12 protein-coding genes are annotated in these 19707 nt (G+C 68.4%); 5 read left to right on the forward strand and 7 right to left on the reverse strand.

What is annotated here, in order from left to right; translation table 11 throughout:
- Positions 1-16 precede the first annotated feature (16 nt).
- From K7711_RS28940 to K7711_RS28950, 3 genes are all read right to left on the reverse strand, one after another.
- Positions 17-1252, reverse strand: a complete 1236-nt coding sequence (locus tag K7711_RS28940; protein ID WP_222972634.1) for an SPFH domain-containing protein — start codon at positions 1250-1252, stop codon at positions 17-19.
- Positions 1253-1396: 144 nt separating this feature from the next.
- The gene (locus K7711_RS28945; RefSeq protein ID WP_222972635.1) at positions 1397-2224 is read right to left on the reverse strand and encodes an SDR family NAD(P)-dependent oxidoreductase; all 828 of its coding nucleotides are present in this window, start codon (positions 2222-2224) and stop codon (positions 1397-1399) included.
- A gap of 41 nt (positions 2225-2265) precedes the next feature.
- Entirely contained in the window at positions 2266-3837 is a 1572-nt protein-coding gene (locus K7711_RS28950; RefSeq protein WP_222972636.1) for a succinic semialdehyde dehydrogenase, read from the reverse strand.
- A gap of 130 nt (positions 3838-3967) precedes the next feature.
- Here K7711_RS28950 and K7711_RS28955 point away from each other — a divergent pair, with 130 nt between their 5' ends.
- Entirely contained in the window at positions 3968-4666 is a 699-nt protein-coding gene (locus K7711_RS28955; protein ID WP_222972637.1) for a TetR/AcrR family transcriptional regulator, read from the forward strand.
- A gap of 162 nt (positions 4667-4828) precedes the next feature.
- On the opposite strand, the gene recD is transcribed toward K7711_RS28955, so the two are convergent.
- The 3 genes from recD to recC are packed head-to-tail and all read right to left on the reverse strand — an operon-like array spanning position 4829 to position 13997.
- Positions 4829-6721 (reverse strand): exodeoxyribonuclease V subunit alpha, encoded by a 1893-nt coding sequence (gene recD / locus K7711_RS28960; protein WP_222972638.1) that lies wholly within the window; start codon positions 6719-6721, stop codon positions 4829-4831.
- The gene (locus K7711_RS28965) at positions 6718-10617 is read right to left on the reverse strand and encodes a UvrD-helicase domain-containing protein (protein WP_235747960.1); all 3900 of its coding nucleotides are present in this window, start codon (positions 10615-10617) and stop codon (positions 6718-6720) included. The genes recD and K7711_RS28965 overlap by 4 nt, the downstream gene beginning before the upstream one ends.
- Complete coding sequence (recC, locus tag K7711_RS28970) at positions 10614-13997, reverse strand: exodeoxyribonuclease V subunit gamma (protein ID WP_222972639.1); 3384 nt, start codon at positions 13995-13997, stop codon at positions 10614-10616. Before recC ends, K7711_RS28965 begins: the two co-directional genes overlap by 4 nt.
- Positions 13998-14574: 577 nt before the next feature.
- Between recC and K7711_RS28975 the strand changes: the two genes are divergently transcribed.
- The gene (locus tag K7711_RS28975; protein WP_235747961.1) at positions 14575-14727 is read left to right on the forward strand and encodes a hypothetical protein; all 153 of its coding nucleotides are present in this window, start codon (positions 14575-14577) and stop codon (positions 14725-14727) included.
- A 181-nt stretch (positions 14728-14908) separates the two neighbouring features.
- The gene (locus K7711_RS28980) at positions 14909-15754 is read left to right on the forward strand and encodes a serine hydrolase (protein ID WP_222973108.1); all 846 of its coding nucleotides are present in this window, start codon (positions 14909-14911) and stop codon (positions 15752-15754) included.
- A gap of 122 nt (positions 15755-15876) precedes the next feature.
- Here the strand turns inward: K7711_RS28980 and K7711_RS28985 are convergent, their stop codons facing one another.
- On the reverse strand, positions 15877-17334 hold the full coding sequence (locus K7711_RS28985) for a cytochrome P450 (protein ID WP_222972641.1): 1458 nt from the start codon (positions 17332-17334) through the stop codon (positions 15877-15879).
- A 54-nt stretch (positions 17335-17388) separates the two neighbouring features.
- On the opposite strand from K7711_RS28985, the gene K7711_RS28990 reads away from it, so the two are divergent.
- Together K7711_RS28990 and K7711_RS28995 are read left to right on the forward strand one after the other, a co-directional pair.
- A complete protein-coding gene (locus K7711_RS28990; RefSeq protein WP_222972642.1) occupies positions 17389-18117 on the forward strand; it encodes a TetR/AcrR family transcriptional regulator in 729 nt (242 codons plus the stop codon).
- A 102-nt stretch (positions 18118-18219) separates the two neighbouring features.
- Positions 18220-19644, forward strand: a complete 1425-nt coding sequence (locus tag K7711_RS28995; protein WP_222972643.1) for an NAD(P)/FAD-dependent oxidoreductase — start codon at positions 18220-18222, stop codon at positions 19642-19644.
- The last annotated feature ends 63 nt before the right edge of the window (positions 19645-19707 follow it).

Genomic DNA, 19707 nt, shown 5'->3' on the forward strand with positions numbered 1-19707 from the left:
CAACGACCGGTCCGGACTACTGCGCGGGCGGCGGAGGCGGCGGGGTGTTCGGCAGCGGCGGCGGACTGTTGAACAGGCCCTGCAATGCCGGGACCGTCTCGGCTGCAGCCCAACCCGACATACCGTTGGACCACACGTTCGTCTTCGGCGTGAGCTGGCCGCTGGCGACGAACTGACGCAGCTGCTCAGCCGGATAGGGACCGGCGGCCTGGCCGTTGAGATCGATGTGGAACTGCTGCTGCGAGGGCAGCGGCGGAGGCGGCGGGGTGGGCTGGCCCCCACCGGGCTGCGGCGGGTAACCGGGCTGAGGCTGCGGGTAACCGCCGCCCTGCTGCGGATAGCCGCCCTGCTGCGGGTAGCCCTGCTGCTGGTAACCGCCCTGGTTCCCGGCGATCTGGCCACCGAGCGCGACGCCGAGTCCGGCCTGGATCGCCGCACCCATCGGACCGCCGCCCTCGTTCTGCGCCGCGGCCAACATCGCATCGGCGGTCTGGGCCTGCTGATAGCGGTTCAAATCGCCGACGTTGTTGAGGAATCCACTGGCCTCCACACCACGCGCGACACCACGCGTCATGGCCTGCTGGATCTCCTCCGGCAACGAGATCGACAGGGTGACCTGATCCACGCCGAGGCCGAACGACTGCACCCGCTGGGCGACGAATTCGCGCAACTTGTCGGACAATTCGACCTGACGGCCCTGCAGATCGATGGCGCCCAGGCCGCTGGCCATCACCATGTCCGAGAACGCCAGCGCGATATTGCGCCGGATCATCTCGGTGATCTGCTCCATGTCCACGACGCTCTCGGTGCCGATCACCTGGCGCAGGAACGCCGCGGGATCGGTGACCCGGACGATGGTGGCGCCGTTGGCCCGCACCTGCACCATCTTGAAGTCCGGGTCGCGCACGGTCACCGGTTGCGGTGTGCCCCAACGAAGATCGGTCACCGGCCGGGTGTTGATGTAGTACACCTCGGAGCGGAACGGGCTGTTGAACCCGTACTTCCAGCCCTGCAGCGTGGACATGATCGGCATGTTCTCGCTGGTCAGCTGGTAGTGACCGGGCTGATACTGATCGGCGAGCTGACCGCGGTACACGAACAGCGCGTGCTGTCCCTCGCGAACGATCAGCTGCGCGCCGTTCTTGATCTCGTTGTCGTAGCGCGGAAAACGCCACGCCAACGTCGTATTCGTATCATCGAGCCACTCGATGATGTCGATGAACTCGTTGCGGATCTTGTCCATCAGGCCCATGCGTCGCCTCCGTCCTCCCTCGGGCAGCTCAGCACCCGCCCGGCCCGAGTATGTCACAGGTGGGACGGACCGGGCCTCCCCATATCTCGGTCCGCCGCAACGCTTCGGCTACTGTTCGGATCGTGGACGGTTCCGCTTCGCGATTCAGCTCTTGCGGCCGGTGAATTCCTCCATCGAGTGATAGACGCCGACGAAGTCCAGATACTGATCCCGCACCTTGAGCGGCAACAGCCCGGAGATCGCCCGGTTGAACCGCGAGGTCCACGGCATGACGACCAGCGCGGCGCCCTTCTTCATCTGCGTCCACGCGGTGTCCACCGCATGGTCCTGCTCGATGATCGGGGTGAACATGAAGCCCTTCGCGCCCGCGAACATTCCGGTGTTGATATAGGTCGGACAGAAGGTGGTGACCTTGACGTGGTCGTTCCCGGACTGCTCGAGTTCGAGCCGCACCGAATCCGACCAGCCCAGCGCCGCCCATTTGGAACCGGCGTACACGCTCATGCGGGGATTGGCCACCAGCGCCGCGGAGGACGCGATGTTCAGCACCCGCGCCGGGGTGCCGCGGGACACCATGGCGGGCAGGAATTCCAGCGTGATGTACATCGGCGCAAGGGAATTGATCGCCACGGTCTGCGCGATGTCCGCGCGGTTCGAGGTCTCCCAGAAGTACCCGTTGCCGCGCACGATGCCCGCGTTGTTGATCAGCACGTCGATGTCGCCGACCTCGTCACGGACCGCCGCGCCCGCCTCGGCGATGGCCTCGCGGTCGGAGACGTCGACGACCCGATGATGGACCTTGCCCGGCCCTGACGTCGCCAGTTCGACGGCCGTCTCCTTCAGCGCGGCCTCGTTGACGTCCCAGAGCACCACGTCCGCGGCCTTCTCGCGCATCGCCTGCTCGGCGAAGGATTTGCCCAGCCCCATGGCCGCGCCGGTGATAAGGACCTTCTTACCCGCTACCGAATCCATTTCCACTCCTGTAGTCCGCACCTCTGCCGCCGATTGCGAGATCACTGCTGCCGCAAGGCCTTCATGACGCCGAAGTACAGCGTCATGGCCTTGGCCCACATCGCCTCGGACATGCCGGGCAGGGGCGCGATCGGCAGTGCGCGCTGCACCGCGATGGTCTGGGTGTCGATGTATTTGCGCAGGCCCTCGGGTCCGTGCCGGCGACCGCCGCCGGAGATGCCCAGTCCGCCCGAGGGCGCGGCGACACTCCCCCACGCGGCGATGAATCCCTCGTTGACGTTGACCGATCCGGCCTCGACCCGGGCCGCGATCTGCCGCGCCCGGCCCGTATCACGGCTCCACACACTGGCATTGAGGCCGTAGGCGGAGTCGTTGGCCTGCTCGACGGCTTCCTCGTCACTGGCGACCCGGTATACCGAGACCACCGGACCGAAGGTCTCCTCCCGGTACACGGTCATCCCGTCGCGCACGTCGGCCAGGATCGTCGGCTCGTAGAAATAGGGGCCCAGATCCGGGCGCGCGCGCCCGCCTGCGAGCACCGTCGCACCCTTGGCCACCGCGTCCTCGACATGCGCTGTGACGGTGTCGATCTGGCGCTGGAAGGTGAGCGATCCGATCTCGTACGAGTAGTCCCGCGCCGAGCCGAGCGCCAGTTCCCGCGTGTGCTGGGCGAATTCGGTGACGAAGCGCTCGTACACGCTGTCGTGCACGTAGATTCGCTCGATCGATTCACACAGCTGCCCGGCCGAGGCGAAGCAGGCCCGCACGGCGATCTTCGCCGCCGCGGACACGTCGGCGTCCGCCAGCACCAGCATCGGGTTCTTGCCGCCCAATTCGAGTGAGCAGCCGATCAGCCGCTCGCCGGCCTGGCGGGCGATGGTGCGGCCGGTCCGGCTGGATCCGGTGTAGTCGACATAGTCTGCGCGGGCGATGATCTCGCCGCCGATCACCGAGCCGCGGCCCAGCACCGCCTGCCACAGGCCCTTGGGCAGGCCCGCGCGTTCGGCGGCGTCGATCGCCCACAGTGCGGTGAGCGCGGTCTGATTGTCCGGGCGCGCGAGCACCGCATTACCGGCCGCCAGTGCGGGCAGCGCATCGGAAACCGCAAGGGCCAGTGGGTAATTCCACGGCGAGATCACCGCGACCACACCCTTGGGCCGATGCCGCACCTCGACCCGGGTGAGCACCGGCAGCACGCCGCGTGCGCTGCGCGGGGCCAGCAGTCGCTGCGCCTGCGCCGCGTAGTAGCGGGCGTTGACCGCGACGTCGCCCACCTCGTCGAACGCGTGCACGCGCGATTTGCCGGTCTCGGTCTGCACGATGTCGAGGATGACGTCCTGTTCGGCGAGCACCAGATCGTGGAATCGCCGCAGCACCGCGACCCGCTCCCGCACCGGCACCTTCGCCCATTCGCGCTGGGCGCGCCGGGCGGTGGCGAAGGCGTGCTCGATATCGGCGGTATCGGACTGCGGCAGGTCGGCGATCTTGGCGCCGGTCGCGGGCGCGAACACCTCGACCGAGGGGGCCGCACCGGCCGTGGCCAGCGTCAGCAGACGCTGCACCAGCTCGGACGGGAGTACATCCGCGGGCGCGGTCTGCGGGGCGGTCGTCATTGTCGGCCCTCTCGGTCAGCAGGTAGGACTATTAATTGAACACTCATGTTACATGAACACTGGTGTTAGATTAATAAGAGCGGACCGTATGCTGTCAAGCGAACGCCATCGAACGAGGAGGTTTCACCAGATGTCCAGCGGTGTGGTGGTCCCGCCTCACAACGGCGCCAGACGCGGTCGGCCGCCGCAGACCCCCGAGCAGGCCGACGAGGTGCGCGCCCGGATCGAGCTGGCCACCGCCGCGGTCTTCACCGAGCACGGCTCGCGCGGGCTCAACGTCGCCCGCATCATCGAGCAGGCCGGCATCTCCCGGCCGACGTTCTACCGCTACTTCGGCAATGCCGAGCAGCCGCTGCACTCGCTGCTCACGCTGTCCAACGAGGGCTTGGTCGGCGGGATCCGGACGGCCCTGGAACGTTCGTCCGAACCGGTGCAGCTGGGCATCGCGATCATCGACGCCTATCTGGAATGGGCACGCGGGCACGGCCCGATGCTGCGCCCGGTCTTCGCCGAACTGCACGACCCGGCCTCACCGGTTTCGGCCTACCGCGAAGAGGCATTCGACGATATCCGCGCCCTGGTCCGCACCAAATTCACCGAACTCGGCCGCCCCCTGCCCAGCCCGCTCGACCTCGACACCGCGCTACAGACCTGCGAATACGTGGTCTACCGCGTCTCCTCGGCCGCGAACCCGGGCAGTGAACCCGATCCCGCGCAGGTCACCGCCGCTCGGCTGACCATGATCCGCAGCGTGCTGGTCGCCCTCGGTAGCCGCGCCGATGTCGAACGTGCACTTGCGATTCCAGGAATCTTCGACGAGCCCGCCTGAGTGAGCGCGGCTCGATCGCGAACACCGAGCCACGCCGATGATCGAACGGCGCAGACGCACGCGGGCGAGCAGTGCACCGGATGCCTTTACATCGAGCGGGCGCTCGACACTGTGGCGAGCGAGTTGAGACCGAGATGTCGAAGTGGCGACAGCGAAACAAATTCAGCCGCGTAATCCGCTGGCGCGCAATACACGTCGGCCGATTCCGGCGCGGATGGCGTCCTCGGCGCCGATGATGCGGACGTGGTGGCGAGCGCGAGTGATCGCGGTGTAGAGGAGTTCGCGGGTGAGCAGGGTGGATTCGGGGCCGGGCAGCACGATGGACACCGTGCCGTACTGGCTGCCCTGGCTGCGATGGATGGTCATCGCGTATACCGTTGTGACGCCGGGGAATTGGGTCGGGTGCACCAGATAGGGTTCGCTGCCGCGCTGTAGCGCCGCACGCAGTCCGCCGTCGGGGCCGCGCACGATCACACCGGTGTCGCCGTTGTAGATGCGAGCCTCGTGATCATTGGCGGTGACCAGTAGCGGCTGTCCCGGATACCAGTGTCCGGCACCGGGTTCCGCGCCGATTCCGGACGCGGCGACCCAGCCCGCGGCCATGCGGTCCCAGCGCTCCACGCCGTATCGGCCCTGTCGGTGCGCGCACAGCAGACGATGCGATTCCATGGCGGTGAGTGCGGCTGCGGCATCGCCGTTCTCGGCCGCGGCGGTGCACTCGCGGGCGGCCAGAATCACGTCGTCGCGAACGGCGGCGAACTCCTCGGGTTCGCACAGCGAGAGCTCCGTGCCGCCGTCGGCGAGCAGGTCCAGGGCGGTATCGGCATCGCCCGCGCGCACCGCGACAGCGAGTTCGGCGATCCGGCCGCCGAACCGGCGACCGCGGGTCAGGCGAATAATGCCGCCGCGCAGTCGATCCCGCTCCCGAGGGCTCAGCGCCTCGGCGGCTCCCGACTCCCCGAGGTCGTCGTCCAGCACCTGTTCCAGCACCGGATTCGGCGGTCCCGCAACGGGTCCGGCCACCAGGTCCGCGAGAACCGCACCCGCGTCCACCGAGGCCAGCTGATCCGGATCGCCCACCAGTACCAGGCGAGCGTCCCGGCGCACCGCGGGCAGCAGGCGGCTGGTCATGGTCAGGGACACCATCGAGGTTTCGTCGACCACGATGACGTCGTACGGGAGTCGGTTGAATTCGTTGTGCCGGAAGCGGGTCGCACCGCCGCGCTGCCAGCCGAGCAGACGGTGCAGGGTCGCGGCGGTGAGCTCGGGCAGATCCAGTTCACTCGCCTGCTCGCGCACCGATTCCTGTAGGCGCGCGGCCGCTTTCCCGGTCGGCGCGGCCAAGGCGATGCGCAGTTCGGATGCATCCGGCATCGATCGCTGATGGGCCACCAGCAGGGCCAGGATCCGCGCGATGGTGTGCGTCTTGCCGGTTCCCGGGCCGCCCGCCACGACGGTCGTCCACTGGGTCGCGGCCAGCGCGGCGGCCACCCGCTGGCGGTCCGGCGGATCCCCGGGCGCGCTGCTGTCGGGAAACAGGCGGTCCAGCTGCCGTCGGATGGTTTCCGGATCGATCATCGGATGGGTCTCGGCGCGTTCGGTGAGCACCTCGCGGATGGTCTGTTCCTGCCGGTAGTACCGGTCCAGATACAGCAGCGGGCCCGCACCGGCGGACTCCACCAGGCGTAGTGGGCGCAGCGGCCCGGCCGCACTGCCCTGGACCAACGGACTGTTCCGCAGGGCCGCGAGAACCCGCGTCTGCTCGGGCCAGGGCAGCGACGCCGGATCGATCGGTTCGGCGGCGGAGTCCGCGTCGGTGTCGAAACCCTCACCGTCCACACCGATTTCGTGCATCCTGGCGAGTTCGAGGCAGACCGAGCCCGATCGCACCGCGCGCACCGCCAGCGCGGTCGCCAGCAGAACCGACTCGTCGTCCTCGCCGCCGAGCCGCCCGAGCCGAAGCGCCACATGCACATCCGCGGCCGCGAGCACACCGGCGGCATTGAAGGTGCGCAACAATCCGGTGGCCCGCTGCGCGAGCTGGATCGCGGTCATCGCCACCGTCCTGCCAGCAGATCGGACAGTTCCCCGGCCAGTGCGGGCGGCGGATCCCAGTCGAAAACCCCACAGCCGGGCGGTGTTTCGGGCCCGATCATGCCGCGTACGAACAGATATCGGATACCGCCGAGATGCCGCGCCGGATCGTAATCCGGCAGACGCCAGCGCAGATAACGGTGCAGCGCGGCCGAATACAGGATCGCCTGCAGCGGATAGTGCGAACGCATCATCTCCGCGGCCATCCGCTCGCGGGTGTAATGCGCCACGGTCAGATCGCCCGTGCCCAGCCGGTTGGTCTTGTAGTCCACCACCACGAAACGTGGTCCGGGCGTGCGCAGGACGGCGTCGATACTGCCGGTGAGGAAACCGCGCAGCGGGGTGTCCGGGAGCGTGTCGAGCTGGTCGGCGTATCCGGCGAAGGGGTCGTCGGCGGGCAGGTGCGCGCGCAGCAGATCGGCGATTCGGCGCAGCGTCACCCGTTCCGGGCACGGAGTGTCCCCGCCCGCCAACGGCAGTTCGAAATCCAGCTCGCTGAGCCGATCCCGGCCGGAGACCTCGGCCAGGCTGCCGGTTTCCATCGGCGTGTGCAGCACCGCGAGCAGGGCAGTGGCCAGGGCATCCGGGTCGATGTCTGCGAGCAGCTCGCCGATGGCGTCCGCGCAGCGGGTGCGGACCTCCGCGGCCAGATCGGGGGCGTCGGTGTCGACGTATTCGAGCACACCGTGCACCAGCGTGCCGAAATCGGCGCCGTAGGGCAGATCGTTCATGAGAGACTGTGCGGCGGAAGCGAATTCGGCTTCCTCCGACAGTTCGGCGGAGGGTTCCGAGGGCTCGTCCGAGACGCTCGTATCGGCCTCGGACGCCGCGACGTGCATGTCGTGCGCACCCGCGGTGAGCGCGGAGTAGGATGTACGCCGCCAGTCCTGGTCGAGGACGCGATCGAACCGCGCCGCGACCAGCTCGGCGATGGTCGATTCGTCACGTTCCCAGCGTGGCCGCACGGGTGCGGCGTGCTCGACCGACCGCACCGCGATGACACCGTCCGGCGCTCCCTGCGCCCAGTGCGAAAGATGTTCCCCCACAACATTGTCCGCTGGAACCTCGCCGCGGCCCGGAACATCCGCACTGCCCGGCATCCGCCCCAGCATCATCCGGTGCAGCGGCGCGGCGGCAGTGCCGTACGTCGGCGCCCACCAGGCCACCACCTGACACTGGGCGCGAGTCAGTGCCACGTACAGCAGGCGAAGTTCCTCCCCCGCCTCCTCGGTTTCGCTGCGGCGCTTGCGGTCGTTGTAACCCACGGCCTCCTGGCCGCCCACATCGAGCACCCGATCGCCCCGCTCGTCGTGGAACATCAGCGTCGCCGGATACGGATTGCGCGCGTTGTCCCAGGCGAACGGCAGATATACCAGCGGAAACTCCAGGCCCTTGCTGGCGTGCACGGTGGCGATCTGCACGGCCGCGGCGTCGCGGTCCAGCCGTCGGCTGCGATCGGCGACCGCACCGGAGGCCGGATCGCGCACCCGATCGCCCAGCCAGCGGGTCAATGCGCTCGGGCCCAGCGATTCGCGCAGCGCCACATGGTCGATCAACTGCGCGATATGCCGCAGATCGGTCAGCTCCCGTTCACCACCGGCCACCGCGAGAAGCCTCGGGGCCAAACGGGTCTCGGCGGCCAAGCGCTCGAAGACGGCCGCGAATCCGGCCCGGCCGAACAGTCGCGCGCACTCCCGCAGTTGCTGACCGACGCGGCCGACGAGATCCGCACCGCCCGAATCGATCTCCGCGGCCGAACAGCCCAGCAGCGGCGTCCCCGCGGCCAGGCGCACCCGGTCCGCGCGATGTGGTTGTTCGAGAGCGCGCAGCAGCCACAACCAGTCGGTGGCGCTGCGGGTGGCGAAAACGCTCGCGCCACCGGCCAGCACCGAGGCCACGCCCACCTCGTCGAGCGCGGCCCGCACGACATCGATCTGTGAGCGGGTGCGTACCAGGACCGCGATATCGCCTGGGCCCAGGGGGCGCTCGCCGATCCGCAGGCCGGCGTCCAGCTGCTGTACGATATCGGCGGCCAGATCCTCGGCGACCCGCGAGCGCTGACGGCCGACCGCGGGAAATCCGGACTTGTTCAGCGGTCCCGCGCCGGTGCGCCGAAACCACCTCAGCCGCAAGGGAGTCCGGTCGCCGTCGCCGGACAGGCGGGTATGCGGCCGCACCGCCGCCACCGGATGCACCCCGATCTCCTTGTGCCCCAGCGCCGCACCACCCATCAGATGATCCAGCGCGGCCAGCAGACCGGCATCACTGCGTCGGTTGACACTCAATTCGCGACGTCGATCCGCCACCGCGACCGCGTCCAGATAGCTGAGCACCTCCGCACCGCGAAACGCGTAGATGGCTTGTTTCGGATCACCGACCAGCACCAGGGTGCCGTGCTCGTGGAAACACCGGCGCAGGATCTCCCACTGCAGGGGGTCGGTGTCCTGGAACTCGTCCACCAGCGCGACGCGGAACCGTTCGCGGATGCGGTCACGCGCCCGCGCGCCGTGCACCGGATCGGCGAGGACGTCGTGCAACAGCACGAGCAGATCGTCGAAGTCGCGAATACCGGAGAGGCGTTTGCGCCGTTCGGTTTCCGCGCGCACCGCCGCACCGAACGCGACCCGCTCCGAGGCCGTCGCATCGCCGCACTCCTCCTCGGGTACCAGCCGAGCCTGCCGATCCCGGACCGCAGCGGCGGCCAGCGCGTGCGCATCCTTCAGCGAGAAGGGCGGCACCGCCCGCGCATACCGGGCCAGGAACAGATCCTCGGTGACCGTGGCGACCAGATCGTCGACGTTCTCGACCAGCCGCACCTCCGGATCGTGCTCACCGGCCAACCCCAACTCGTCCAGCATCCGCTGGCAGAAACTGTGCGTGGTCGCGATGGTCCCCGCGTCGAACTCGGACAACGCGGCCAGCAGCCGGGACCGCCGCAGCCGGACCTCGGCCGAATCAGCCTGTGCCAGATGACGAATCAGCTCATCGTCACTGCGCACCGCGGTCTCCGGATCGGCCAGCGCCGCCGCTGCCGCGACGAACCGATCCCGCGTGCGCTCCCGCAATTCCTGCGTCGCCGCCCGGCTGAAAGTCACCAGCAGCAGTTCGGAGATATCCACCCCGCACTCGGCCACGTACCGCACCGCCAGCCCGACGATCGCATACGTCTTACCGGTCCCCGCGCTGGCCTCGAGCACGGTCGTCCCGGTCGGCAACTCCCCACACAATTCGAACCCGCGCCCGGAGTTCGCCGTCGCTGCCGGTGTAGTGGTGATCGGGCTCCCTGCCGGATCCGTCGCGCGTCCGCTGTCGTCCGTCGCCTGAGCAGAAACAGGATCCGAACTTTCGCCCGTCAACGACAGATCGTCCTGCACGGCACGTGCCCAAGACTCGGCCGCACCCTTCGATATCACTTCAGGCCCGGTCGTCTCCTCGGCACGCTCCCACGACTCGGCCGCACCACTCGACTCCGGTTCGGACCCCGCTGCGTCCTCGGCACGCACCCAAGACTCGGCGACGCCATTCGATGTCGCGTCAGGCCCGGCGACCTCCTCGGCACGCCCCGACAACTCGGCCGCACCACTCGACATCGCTTCAGGCCCCGCCGCGTCCTCGGCACGTTCCCAAGACTCGGCGACGCGACTCGATGTCGATTCGGTTCCCGCCGTTGGTGATTCGCGTTCGCCGGTCGAAGGCTCGGCATCGGGATGTACGAGGTCGGCGGACTCGGCTGCCTCGGGTATGTCGAACAGGTCGGCGGTGGCCGGGGTGGCCGGGCGGCGGGACGCCGGGGACTTCGAGGGGCGGCGGCGGGGGCGATGGGCCGGAGCCTCGACGGGGAAAAGTTCCTCACTCATGGCTGTCCCTGGGTTTCGGCGGCGAGCAGCGGGGCCCACAGGCTGCGGGCGAGGGATCCGAAGCGGGTGGATTCGCCCGCCGGATCCGGTTCGGCCAGTTCGGTTTCCAGTAGTTCCAGGCGCGGGGCCGGGCCCCAGATGTAGCGCAGATAGCGGTCGGTGTGCTCCCCGAAGGGCTTGGGACCGTGCGGGCCGCCGAGGAATTCCTGATCCGCGGCCGTGCGGGCTTCGTCCACGCTCGCGCCCTGACAGCGACGCTCGGCGTAGACCGACGAGGCGGCCGTAGCGATCGGCAGCGGTTCACCGAGGCCCAGATCACGCAACCCCACCAGCTCGCGCAGAATATCCTGTGCCACAGCGCCATTGGGGGCGGCCAGCACCGAACGCCATGCGGGACGGCCGAATTTGCCGCGGCCGATGGTCAGCGCCTGCCAGCTCTGATGCCGTTCGGTCGCGGCCAGAGCCAGTACCCGCACCCAGGCCGCGATCCGGTGTTTGGGGGCCAGGCGGGAGAACGTGGTCCGCACCACCGCATCGTCGTGCACATCGGCGACCGTGCCGCGCAGCAGTCTGCCCTCGCCCAGATCGACCGCGATATCGATACTGCGAGAAGGCAGTTCATGGATCGGCCGGGCCACCCGAACCAACCGGTCGACGGTGCTCTCGACCTCGTCGAGCACCGCCGCGCCCAGCCCGAACGGCGGCAGCGTCCCGCGTCGCCATTCGGCCGCGCGCAACGTCTCGGGCTCGGCGCCGTGCAGACGCGCGGCCAACATGCGCTCGCCCAGATTCCATTTGGTCAGGCCGTCCAATTCGATCGGCAGCCGCTCGTCGATCTCCTCTTCCTCCTCGGGCACCCGGATGCCCAGGCGCTGCCACAGGAATGCCCGGACCGGATGTTCGACGAACGAGATCAGTTCCGCGAGTTCCACATCCGACCGTGCGGCGGCAGGCAGCGGTGCGGACAGGAAGCTCGTCGGCGGATGTACCGCACCGGCCGCGGCCTGCGCACCGGCCAGGGCGATCGCGTCGAAGCTGAACGGACGCACCGGATCGAAATTGCGACTGTCGAAGGCCTGCAAGGGATGTCGCGTCACCACCGCATCGAGACCAGGCCCCGGCTGCGCGGCCAGCACGTCGAGCAGCTCGGCCAGCGGGATCGCGGGCGGGCGATGCGCGCCGGTGACCGGATCGGCCCCGGTGTGCAGTATCACCAGCCGCTCCCCGGCCGCCATGATCGCTTCCAGCAGCAACTGACGATCCTCGCTGCGCGGATCACGTTCTCCCACATGCGGATCGCGCGCCAGCACGTCGTCTCCGTCGATACCGCCCGCCCGGGGGAAGACCTCGTCGTCCAGGCCCAGCAGAACCACCACGCGATGCGGCACCGAGCGCATCGGCGCCAGCGTGCACACGGTCAGCTCTCCGGTGCGGAAATTGGTCCGCACGGAGCGTCCGGCCAGCCGCGAATGCAGCAGCGCGGCAATATCGGGCAGCCGCAATGCGATATCGCCGCCGTGTTCGAGGGCCGCGCTCAATTCACGCCGCGCCTGCACTCCTTGCCAGGTGTTCGCATACGACACCTCGGTCAGCAGATCCAGTGCCCGGCCGAGCACCTGCGCCCACTCGTGCGCCGGGCGCACGCCTCCGGCCGGATCGACCGGCGTCGGCCCGCGCAGATCACGCACACAGACCGCGAGACGGTCGGTGAACTCGGCGAACCGCCCGGCCAGATCCACATCACCGGAGTCCACGTCCTCGAGCGGCAGTGCGAGATCGAGCCAGTCCTCCGAGGATTCGCCCGCCGCGACGCCCAGCAGGATCCGGTCCACCGCGGCGTTGAGCGTGTTCTGCGCGAAGTCGCCGAGCCCGAACGCCTGCCGCTGCCGCTGCCCGATCCCCCAGCGCGCACCGGTCTCGGCCGCCCACTCCCGCAGCCGCTCGATATCGTCGTCGTCGAATCCGCACCGCATCCGGACCGGTTCGGCCGCAGCCAGATCCAGTACCTGCGTGACGGTCACCCGGCCGTCGGCCAGATCGAACAGCGCCAGCAGCACCGCGAGCACGGGATTGGCGGTGCCGGCCGTCCGGTCGGCGAGCCGCACGCGCAGGTCGTGCGCGGGATTGCTTGCGGCCGTGGATGTCTCGCCCGATCGATGATCGGCGTGCGGCTGCCCGAACGCCGCTCGCACCAGCGGTGCGAAACTTTCCACGTCCGGGCACAGCACGATCACGTCGCGCGCTTCGAGGGTCGGGTCCTCGGCGAACAGGCCCAGCAGGACGTCCCGCAGCACCTCCACCTGCCGGGCGGGTCCGTGACACGAGTGCACCCGCACGGTGTCGTCACCGGGCATCGGATCCCGCAGCGGCGGCCACACATCCGCCCGGATCCCCGCCTGCAGCCTGGAAAGCACTGTGCTCGAAGTTGTTTCATCATCCCCCGGATGATGAACATCGATCGCCGGGCCCATCCTGCGCACCCGCTGCTGCAACTCGCGCGCATCACGTCCCAGGGCAGCCAGTAGCGGATGCGCGACATCCAGCGCACTCGAATCGGCCGACCGGCGCGCGGCATCGGGCGCCGGATCGACCGCGTCCAGGGTGGCCCACATCGCCGGACTCGGATGCACCAGCCACACGTGCACGTCGCGATGTTCGGCCAGCGCGGACAGCACGTTCACCTGATCGACGCTCAGCCGGGACGGGCCGAACAGCGAAATCCGTTGCGGCAGCTCGACGATTTCGGGTTCCGCGCGCAATCGCGTACACGCCTGCGACAGTCGTTCCGCGGGACTCGGCGTGCCGATCCCCGCGCGCAGCCGCCGCCACAGCTGCGGCTGCCACCGCAGATCCGCCGGAAGCTCGGCGCCGAATCCGTCGGTGTCCGCGCCCGCGACCCAGTCGGCGATCACACTCGGCCGCTGGGTGGCATAACCGTCGAACAGCGCCGCCACGCCCGCGGCCGTGGCGAACCGCCGACCCGCGCGATACGACCGTCCGGACGGATCGTCCGCACCGAGATGCCGCGCCGGAATCGCACACCACACCTCACCGACCGAGGCGTCGAGCACCCGCAGCAGCGACCACACCATGCGCTCGGGCGCCCACGGATCCGCGTCGGCGGCGATACCGCTCGCCGCGCCCAGCACATCGGCGATCAACCCCGCCACGGACGTGAAACGCACATTCGCACAGACCCCGTCACCGGCGTCACCGCCCAGCACCCCGGCCAGCCGCTGCGTGAGCCAGCGCTCCACACCCTTGGCTCCGACCGCGACGACCTCGGCTGCGAACGGGTCCTCGAGCGGCCGGGTCAGCACCGACGCGAGCTCACCGGCGAGGGTGTCCGCCCGTTCGGCCCGGTGGATGTGCAGCGCCATGGACCGCCTCTCCGTCTCTTCCGCGCGGCTTGCGACACCGCGACCGGTGAACTGCGCCCCCGGCCCGGTCGCCTGCCGATCGACCACGCGACATTACCGCCTGCGATCGAGCCGCCTACGCGGCCCCGCGCCCGAGACCGTTCGTCCCCGCCCCGGCGAACCGCAGGCGACGGCTCGCACCGCGAACCGGCCCGACAATCGTGCACCCGCGCCAAGCCGACCCCACGCCCGACACACCGTGACGATCCGGACACGCCGACGATCACATCGACCTCGAATCCGACCCCGAGACAACGCCCGACCCATGGCTACTCTACAGCGAATAGTGCTGAACACCACATTGTCCGCAATTCTCGATATGTACCAAATTCGTAGCAACACAAGCGGATCCACGCGCAACCGCGAATCCCCGCATCGACCGGGACTCGCCACCGCGTGTCACCCCGGCGGACGGTGCGCGATGTGCCACAGTGCTCTGCGGGGAGGCAACGGGAGAAGCGGTTTCGAAAGGCTGGTTCGGTAGATGTCTGCGTCGGTGATTCCCCTCGTACCCAGATCAGGGTTCACGGTTCGCCGCATGGGTGAGCGCTGGGAACTGGTCAATTCACGCCACTACGGCCGCGCGATCGTGCTGAACTCCTGGCCACGCGACCGCCACACCGAAGCCTTCTCGCACTGCTACCGGCTCAACGGCCGCAGCGTCGAGGACCTGCTCGCCGCGTTCCGGTGAGGTGCGCCGCTGTCCCATATGGGACCTCGGCACGGCCGAAATGCACTGCGCAACAATATTTACAGCGAACTAGCATAATGTGCGGCAGAGCTCAAGACGTGCGCCCGATGCATATATCTGTCTAAGGTGTTGCACCGTGCGTTATCCCCGTTCCGCCTCGCGCGCCAGTCGCCCCTCACGTATGGCCCTCGGCGCCTGCGTCCTCGCCGCCGGCCTGATGGCCACCGCACCGGCCGTACACCCGGCCCCTGCCACGGCGTTCCCGATTCGCGTCCAGGGCTGTGCCAACGGCTTCGACTGCGATATGAGCCAGCGCATCGCGCAGGTCAACTCCTACCTGTCCGGACGGCCCGGTGTCACGGGTTACGTTGTGCGCGACCGGAAAACCGGCGCGGTCTACAGCAATGGCAATGCCAACACGCCGATCTGGACGGCCTCCACGATCAAACTCGCCATCGCCGAGGATCTGATCAACCGGCAGCGCGTCGGCGCGATCGTGATCACGCCGCAGGATCGCACACTGCTCGAGTCGATGCTGGCCACCTCCAACGACAACGCCGCCGACATCCTCTGGACCAAATTCGCCGGACCCGACCACCGGGCCTTCAACAACGCGTTCCGCGCCAACGGGATGACCGGCCTGGCCCCGCAGCCCACCCCCGCCGGGAAGGTGTTCCCGGACTGGGGTTTCCAGAAGTGCACCGCCGCGGACCTGGACCGGCTGATGTCCAACGTCCTGGACCACATGAACCCCGCCGACCGCAACTACCTGACCGACCGCATGCGCAAGGTCGACACCAACCAGCACTGGGGTGTCTGGGGCGCGGGTGCGTCGATGAATCCCGGCCTGAAGAACGGCTGGTCCCAGGAGCGCAGCGGCTGGGTGGTCAACTCGGTCGGCTTCGCCGGTCCCAACGAGCGCTACACCCTGGCCGTCATGAACGACCTGGGCAACAAGGGCGGCTACGACGACGGCGAGCAGACCACCACTCAGGTCGCCAAGCTCCTCCTGAGCGGAAGAAGCTGAATCTTCGACCTCCGCTTCGCGCCGAAGGCCGCGGTCCCGAGGGACCGCGGCCTTCGGCGTTGTCGGGGAGTGAGCGGAACTCGGCCGACGGTGGCTTGCTCGTTGTCGGATAGTGCTGACGCTCAGCGCCTGCGCAGGTGCATGGGCGCGCCGTCGCGGGGGAACGGGATGGTGTTGAATCCCCAAGGCATCAGGTAGCTTTCGGGGATCCGCCACTCGTATTCGCGGACCATGGCGGCGATGGCGACCTTGACCTCCAGCATGCCGAAGTGCATGCCGATGCACTTGTGCGCACCCGCGCCGAAGGGCATCCAGGCCAGGCGATGGGATTTGTCCTCGCGGCGGTGTTCGGCGAACCGTTCCGGATCGAAAACCGCTGGGTTGGACCAGTATTCGGGCAGCAGGTGGTTGATCCCGTAGGCCACGTCGATATGCGTGCCCGCCGGAATGTAGTGGCCCGCGATCTCGGTGTCGCGCACCGCGCGACGCACCAGACCCGGCACCGGCGGCACCAGCCGCAGGCTCTCCTTGATGACCAGCTCCAGATCGTGCAGCTCGTCCAGGTCGGCGATGGTCGGCGGCGCGCCGTTGGTCTTCGCATGCAACGCCAGCGCCTCGGCCCGCACTCGCTCCTGCCACTCCGGGTGGTGTCCCAGGTAGTAGGCGACCGCGGTGGCCGTCGTGGTCGTGGTGTCGTGTGCGGCCATGATCAGGAAGATCATGTGATTGACCACGTCGGCATCGCTGAACTGCTCGCCGTCCTCGGTGCGGGCGTGGCACAGCGCCGAGAAGAAGTCCGGGGTGTCCGAACGTCGCTTCTCCGGCAGCATGCGCTGGAAATACGATTCCAGCACCTTGCGTCCCTGCACCGCGGCTCGCCAGGCCGTACCCGGCAGCGGCTGCCGCACGACCGACAGCGCGGCATGGGTGCAATCGATGAACGCGTCGCCCAGGAGCTTGCGTTCGGGCCCGGGATCCGCGGCCATGAAGACCTCGCTCGCGGTCTCCAGCGCCAGATCCTTCACCGTCGGATACAGCTCCACCCGCGCGCTGTCCACACCCGCGGGCACCCACCCGGCGATGGCCTTCTCGACCGCCGGACCCAGTTGCGTCAGATAGGCGACCAGTCGATCACGGGTGAACGCCTGCTGCATGATCCGGCGGTGGTACATGTGCTCGTCGAACTCGAGCAGCAACAGTCCGCGATGGAAGAACGGACCGATGAAATAGTCCCAGCCCTGTCCGAAGTCGTTGCGGCGCTTGCCGATCACCTCGTCCACGGCCTCGGGCCCGGCAACCAGCACCCGCTCCACGCCCAGCGCCTTGTTGTAGCTCACCGGGCCGTAGCGGTGGTATCGATCCATCATCTCCGCGGTACCCCAGCGCAGGTACTGCAACGCGCGACCCAGATACGGCAGCCCGACGTCACCCTTGACGGGGAGCTGTCCACTTCCCTCGGGTGGGGTGGCAAGTGACAGTTCGCGGGAGGGGAGCAGACGTAGCATCCGGTCGATCGGATGCCGGTCGGGTATCTGCAGAAGTCCGAGGTTTTCCCGTTCCGCACTGTCGACGCTGACCATGAACGAACCTTTCAATTAAAAGTACACCCCGTACATTACCGGTACGATGGCAGTGTGACAAGGGATACACCGCGCGAACCGCGCCGCCCTCGGGGGCGGCCGCCCGGTCCGTCGCGTGATCCCGCCGTTCGCCGCGGCGAAATCCTGGACGCCGCCGAACGCGTCGTCGCAGCGTCCGGCACCCCGATCACCTTCGCCCAGGTCGCCGCCGAAGCCGGATACGCCCGCACCGCGGTCTACGCGGTCTTCCCGGATATGCCTGCTCTGGTCGACGCGCTCGCCGAACGGCACATGGAAGGTCTGCTCGCCGCCGCCGACGCGATTCTGGCGCAGCCTATGCCCGTTCGCGAGATGTTGCGCGCCATCGTGGCACTGGTCTGTGATTTCGTCGACGCGGATCCCAACCTGCACCACCTGCTCATGCAGCGCCTGCAGTCCGACGAATCCGGCGCGAGCGTCGTCGGCCACCATCGGCCGCTGTTCGCCCGGCTGTCCGAATGGGCCACCGAGGTCTTCGAATCCATCCTGCGCACCGTCGACGCGGATCCCGCGCTGGCTCGCATCTGGGCCAGCGCGACCATCGGCGCGATCCTGATGTCGGCCGAGGACTGGGGCCGGGATCCGGTGCGCGACCGCGCCGAATTCGTCGACCGGCTCACCGCGTTCCTGTGGCCGTCGGTGGAGAGTATCGGCGGCGACCGCTTCATCGGGCCGCTCGACCTGCCCGACGAGCATGCTTCCGGGCCGGTCCCCGACCGCCCGACACGCCGTCCGAAGGCGTGACCCGGACGCGCCGAGTTCCCACACTCGCCGTGACTGTCCGCTGGTCGCCGACTACGGTATGGCGTGTCGGAAGACCCAACGCAATCGCGCGAGGAGCGGGACATGAGCATCCAGACCGGCGGTAAGCAGCGCCATCGGGTGGTGGTGATCGGTTCCGGATTCGGCGGTCTGTTCGCCTGCAGGCATCTCAAGAAGGCGGACGTCGACATCGTCCTGATCTCCAAGACCTCCACGCACCTGTTCCAGCCGCTGCTGTACCAGGTCGCCACCGGCATCCTGTCCACCGGCGAGATCGCCCCCGCGACCCGCATCGTGCTGCGCAAACAGGAGAACGTGCAGGTGATCATGGGCGATGTGCACGACATCGACCTGGTCAACCGCACCGTCACCTCGGAACTGCTGAACCAGGACACCGTCACCCCCTTCGACAGCCTGATCGTCGCCACCGGCGCACAGCAGTCGTACTTCGGCAACGACCACTTCGCCACCTACGCCCCCGGCATGAAGACCATCGACGACGCCCTCGAACTGCGCGCCCGCATCCTCGGCTCGTTCGAGGAGGCCGAGCTGGCCACCACGCAGGAGATGCGTGACCGGTTCCTGACCTTCGTCGTGGTCGGCGCGGGCCCGACCGGTGTCGAGCTGGCCGGTCAGATCGCCGAACTCGCCGATCGCACCCTGGTCGGCACCTTCCGCAACATCGATCCGCGCGACGCTCGCGTCATCCTGGTGGAGGGTGCGGACGCGGTGCTCAAGCCGATGGGCCCCAAGCTCGGCCCGAAGGCGCAGCAGCGGCTGGAGAAGATGGGCGTGGAGATCCAGCTCAACGCCATGGTCACCGATGTCGACGCGCGCGGGGTGACGATCAAGGACAAGGAGGGCGAGCGTCGCATCGAGGCCGCCTGCAAGGTCTGGTCGGCCGGTGTGCAGGCCAGCGGCCTGGGCAAACAGCTCGCCGAACGCTCCGACGGGACGCAGACCGATCGCGCCGGACGCGTCATCGTCGAACCCGATCTGACCATCAAGGGTCATCCGAACGTCTTCGTGGTCGGCGACCTGATGTCGGTACCCGGAGTGCCCGGCCAGGCACAGGGCGCGATTCAGGGCGCGACCTACGCGGCCAAGCAGATCACCGCCGAGGTGGCGGGGAAGCAGAAGCCCGCGGACCGGGCGCCGTTCAAATATTTCGACAAGGGCAGCATGGCCACCATCTCGCGGTTCGACGCGGTGTGCCAGGTCGGCAAGCTGGAGTTCAGCGGTTTCTTCGCCTGGCTGATGTGGCTGGTGCTGCACCTGTACTACCTGATCGGATACCGCAGCCGGTTGGTCACGGTCTTCCAGTGGTTCGTCGCCTTCCTCGGTCGCCACCGCGGGCAGATGGCCGCCACCGAGCAGTGGGTGTTCGCGCGGCTGGCACTCGAGGCGCTCAACGGCAACGAGGAAGACGCGAGGGAAGTGCGCGCAGAAACCGGGAACGGCGCCGCCGCCCCCACGGCGAAAGCGGCGGCGGACCCCAAGGCAGGCTGAGCCGGGCGAATTTCACGGTATTCGGCGCTCGATGCACAGCGACCTCTTCATTGAATACGGCTT

Source organism: Nocardia coffeae, assembly GCF_019890715.1.
GTDB classification, from domain to species: Bacteria; Actinomycetota; Actinomycetes; order Mycobacteriales; family Mycobacteriaceae; genus Nocardia; species Nocardia jiangxiensis.

Coding starts and splice junctions, on each gene's coding strand:
- K7711_RS28975 (WP_235747961.1), top strand. CDS start 14,575: ATGGGTGAGCGCTGGGAACTGGTCAATTCACGCCACTACGGCCGCGCG.
- K7711_RS28940 (WP_222972634.1), bottom strand. CDS start 1,252: ATGGGCCTGATGGACAAGATCCGCAACGAGTTCATCGACATCATCGAG.
- K7711_RS28965 (WP_235747960.1), bottom strand. CDS start 10,617: ATGAGTGAGGAACTTTTCCCCGTCGAGGCTCCGGCCCATCGCCCCCGC.
- K7711_RS28945 (WP_222972635.1), bottom strand. CDS start 2,224: ATGGATTCGGTAGCGGGTAAGAAGGTCCTTATCACCGGCGCGGCCATG.
- K7711_RS28955 (WP_222972637.1), top strand. CDS start 3,968: ATGTCCAGCGGTGTGGTGGTCCCGCCTCACAACGGCGCCAGACGCGGT.
- recC (WP_222972639.1), bottom strand. CDS start 13,997: ATGGCGCTGCACATCCACCGGGCCGAACGGGCGGACACCCTCGCCGGT.
- K7711_RS28995 (WP_222972643.1), top strand. CDS start 18,220: ATGAGCATCCAGACCGGCGGTAAGCAGCGCCATCGGGTGGTGGTGATC.
- K7711_RS28950 (WP_222972636.1), bottom strand. CDS start 3,837: ATGACGACCGCCCCGCAGACCGCGCCCGCGGATGTACTCCCGTCCGAG.
- recD (WP_222972638.1), bottom strand. CDS start 6,721: ATGACCGCGATCCAGCTCGCGCAGCGGGCCACCGGATTGTTGCGCACC.
- K7711_RS28980 (WP_222973108.1), top strand. CDS start 14,909: ATGGCCCTCGGCGCCTGCGTCCTCGCCGCCGGCCTGATGGCCACCGCA.
- K7711_RS28985 (WP_222972641.1), bottom strand. CDS start 17,334: ATGGTCAGCGTCGACAGTGCGGAACGGGAAAACCTCGGACTTCTGCAG.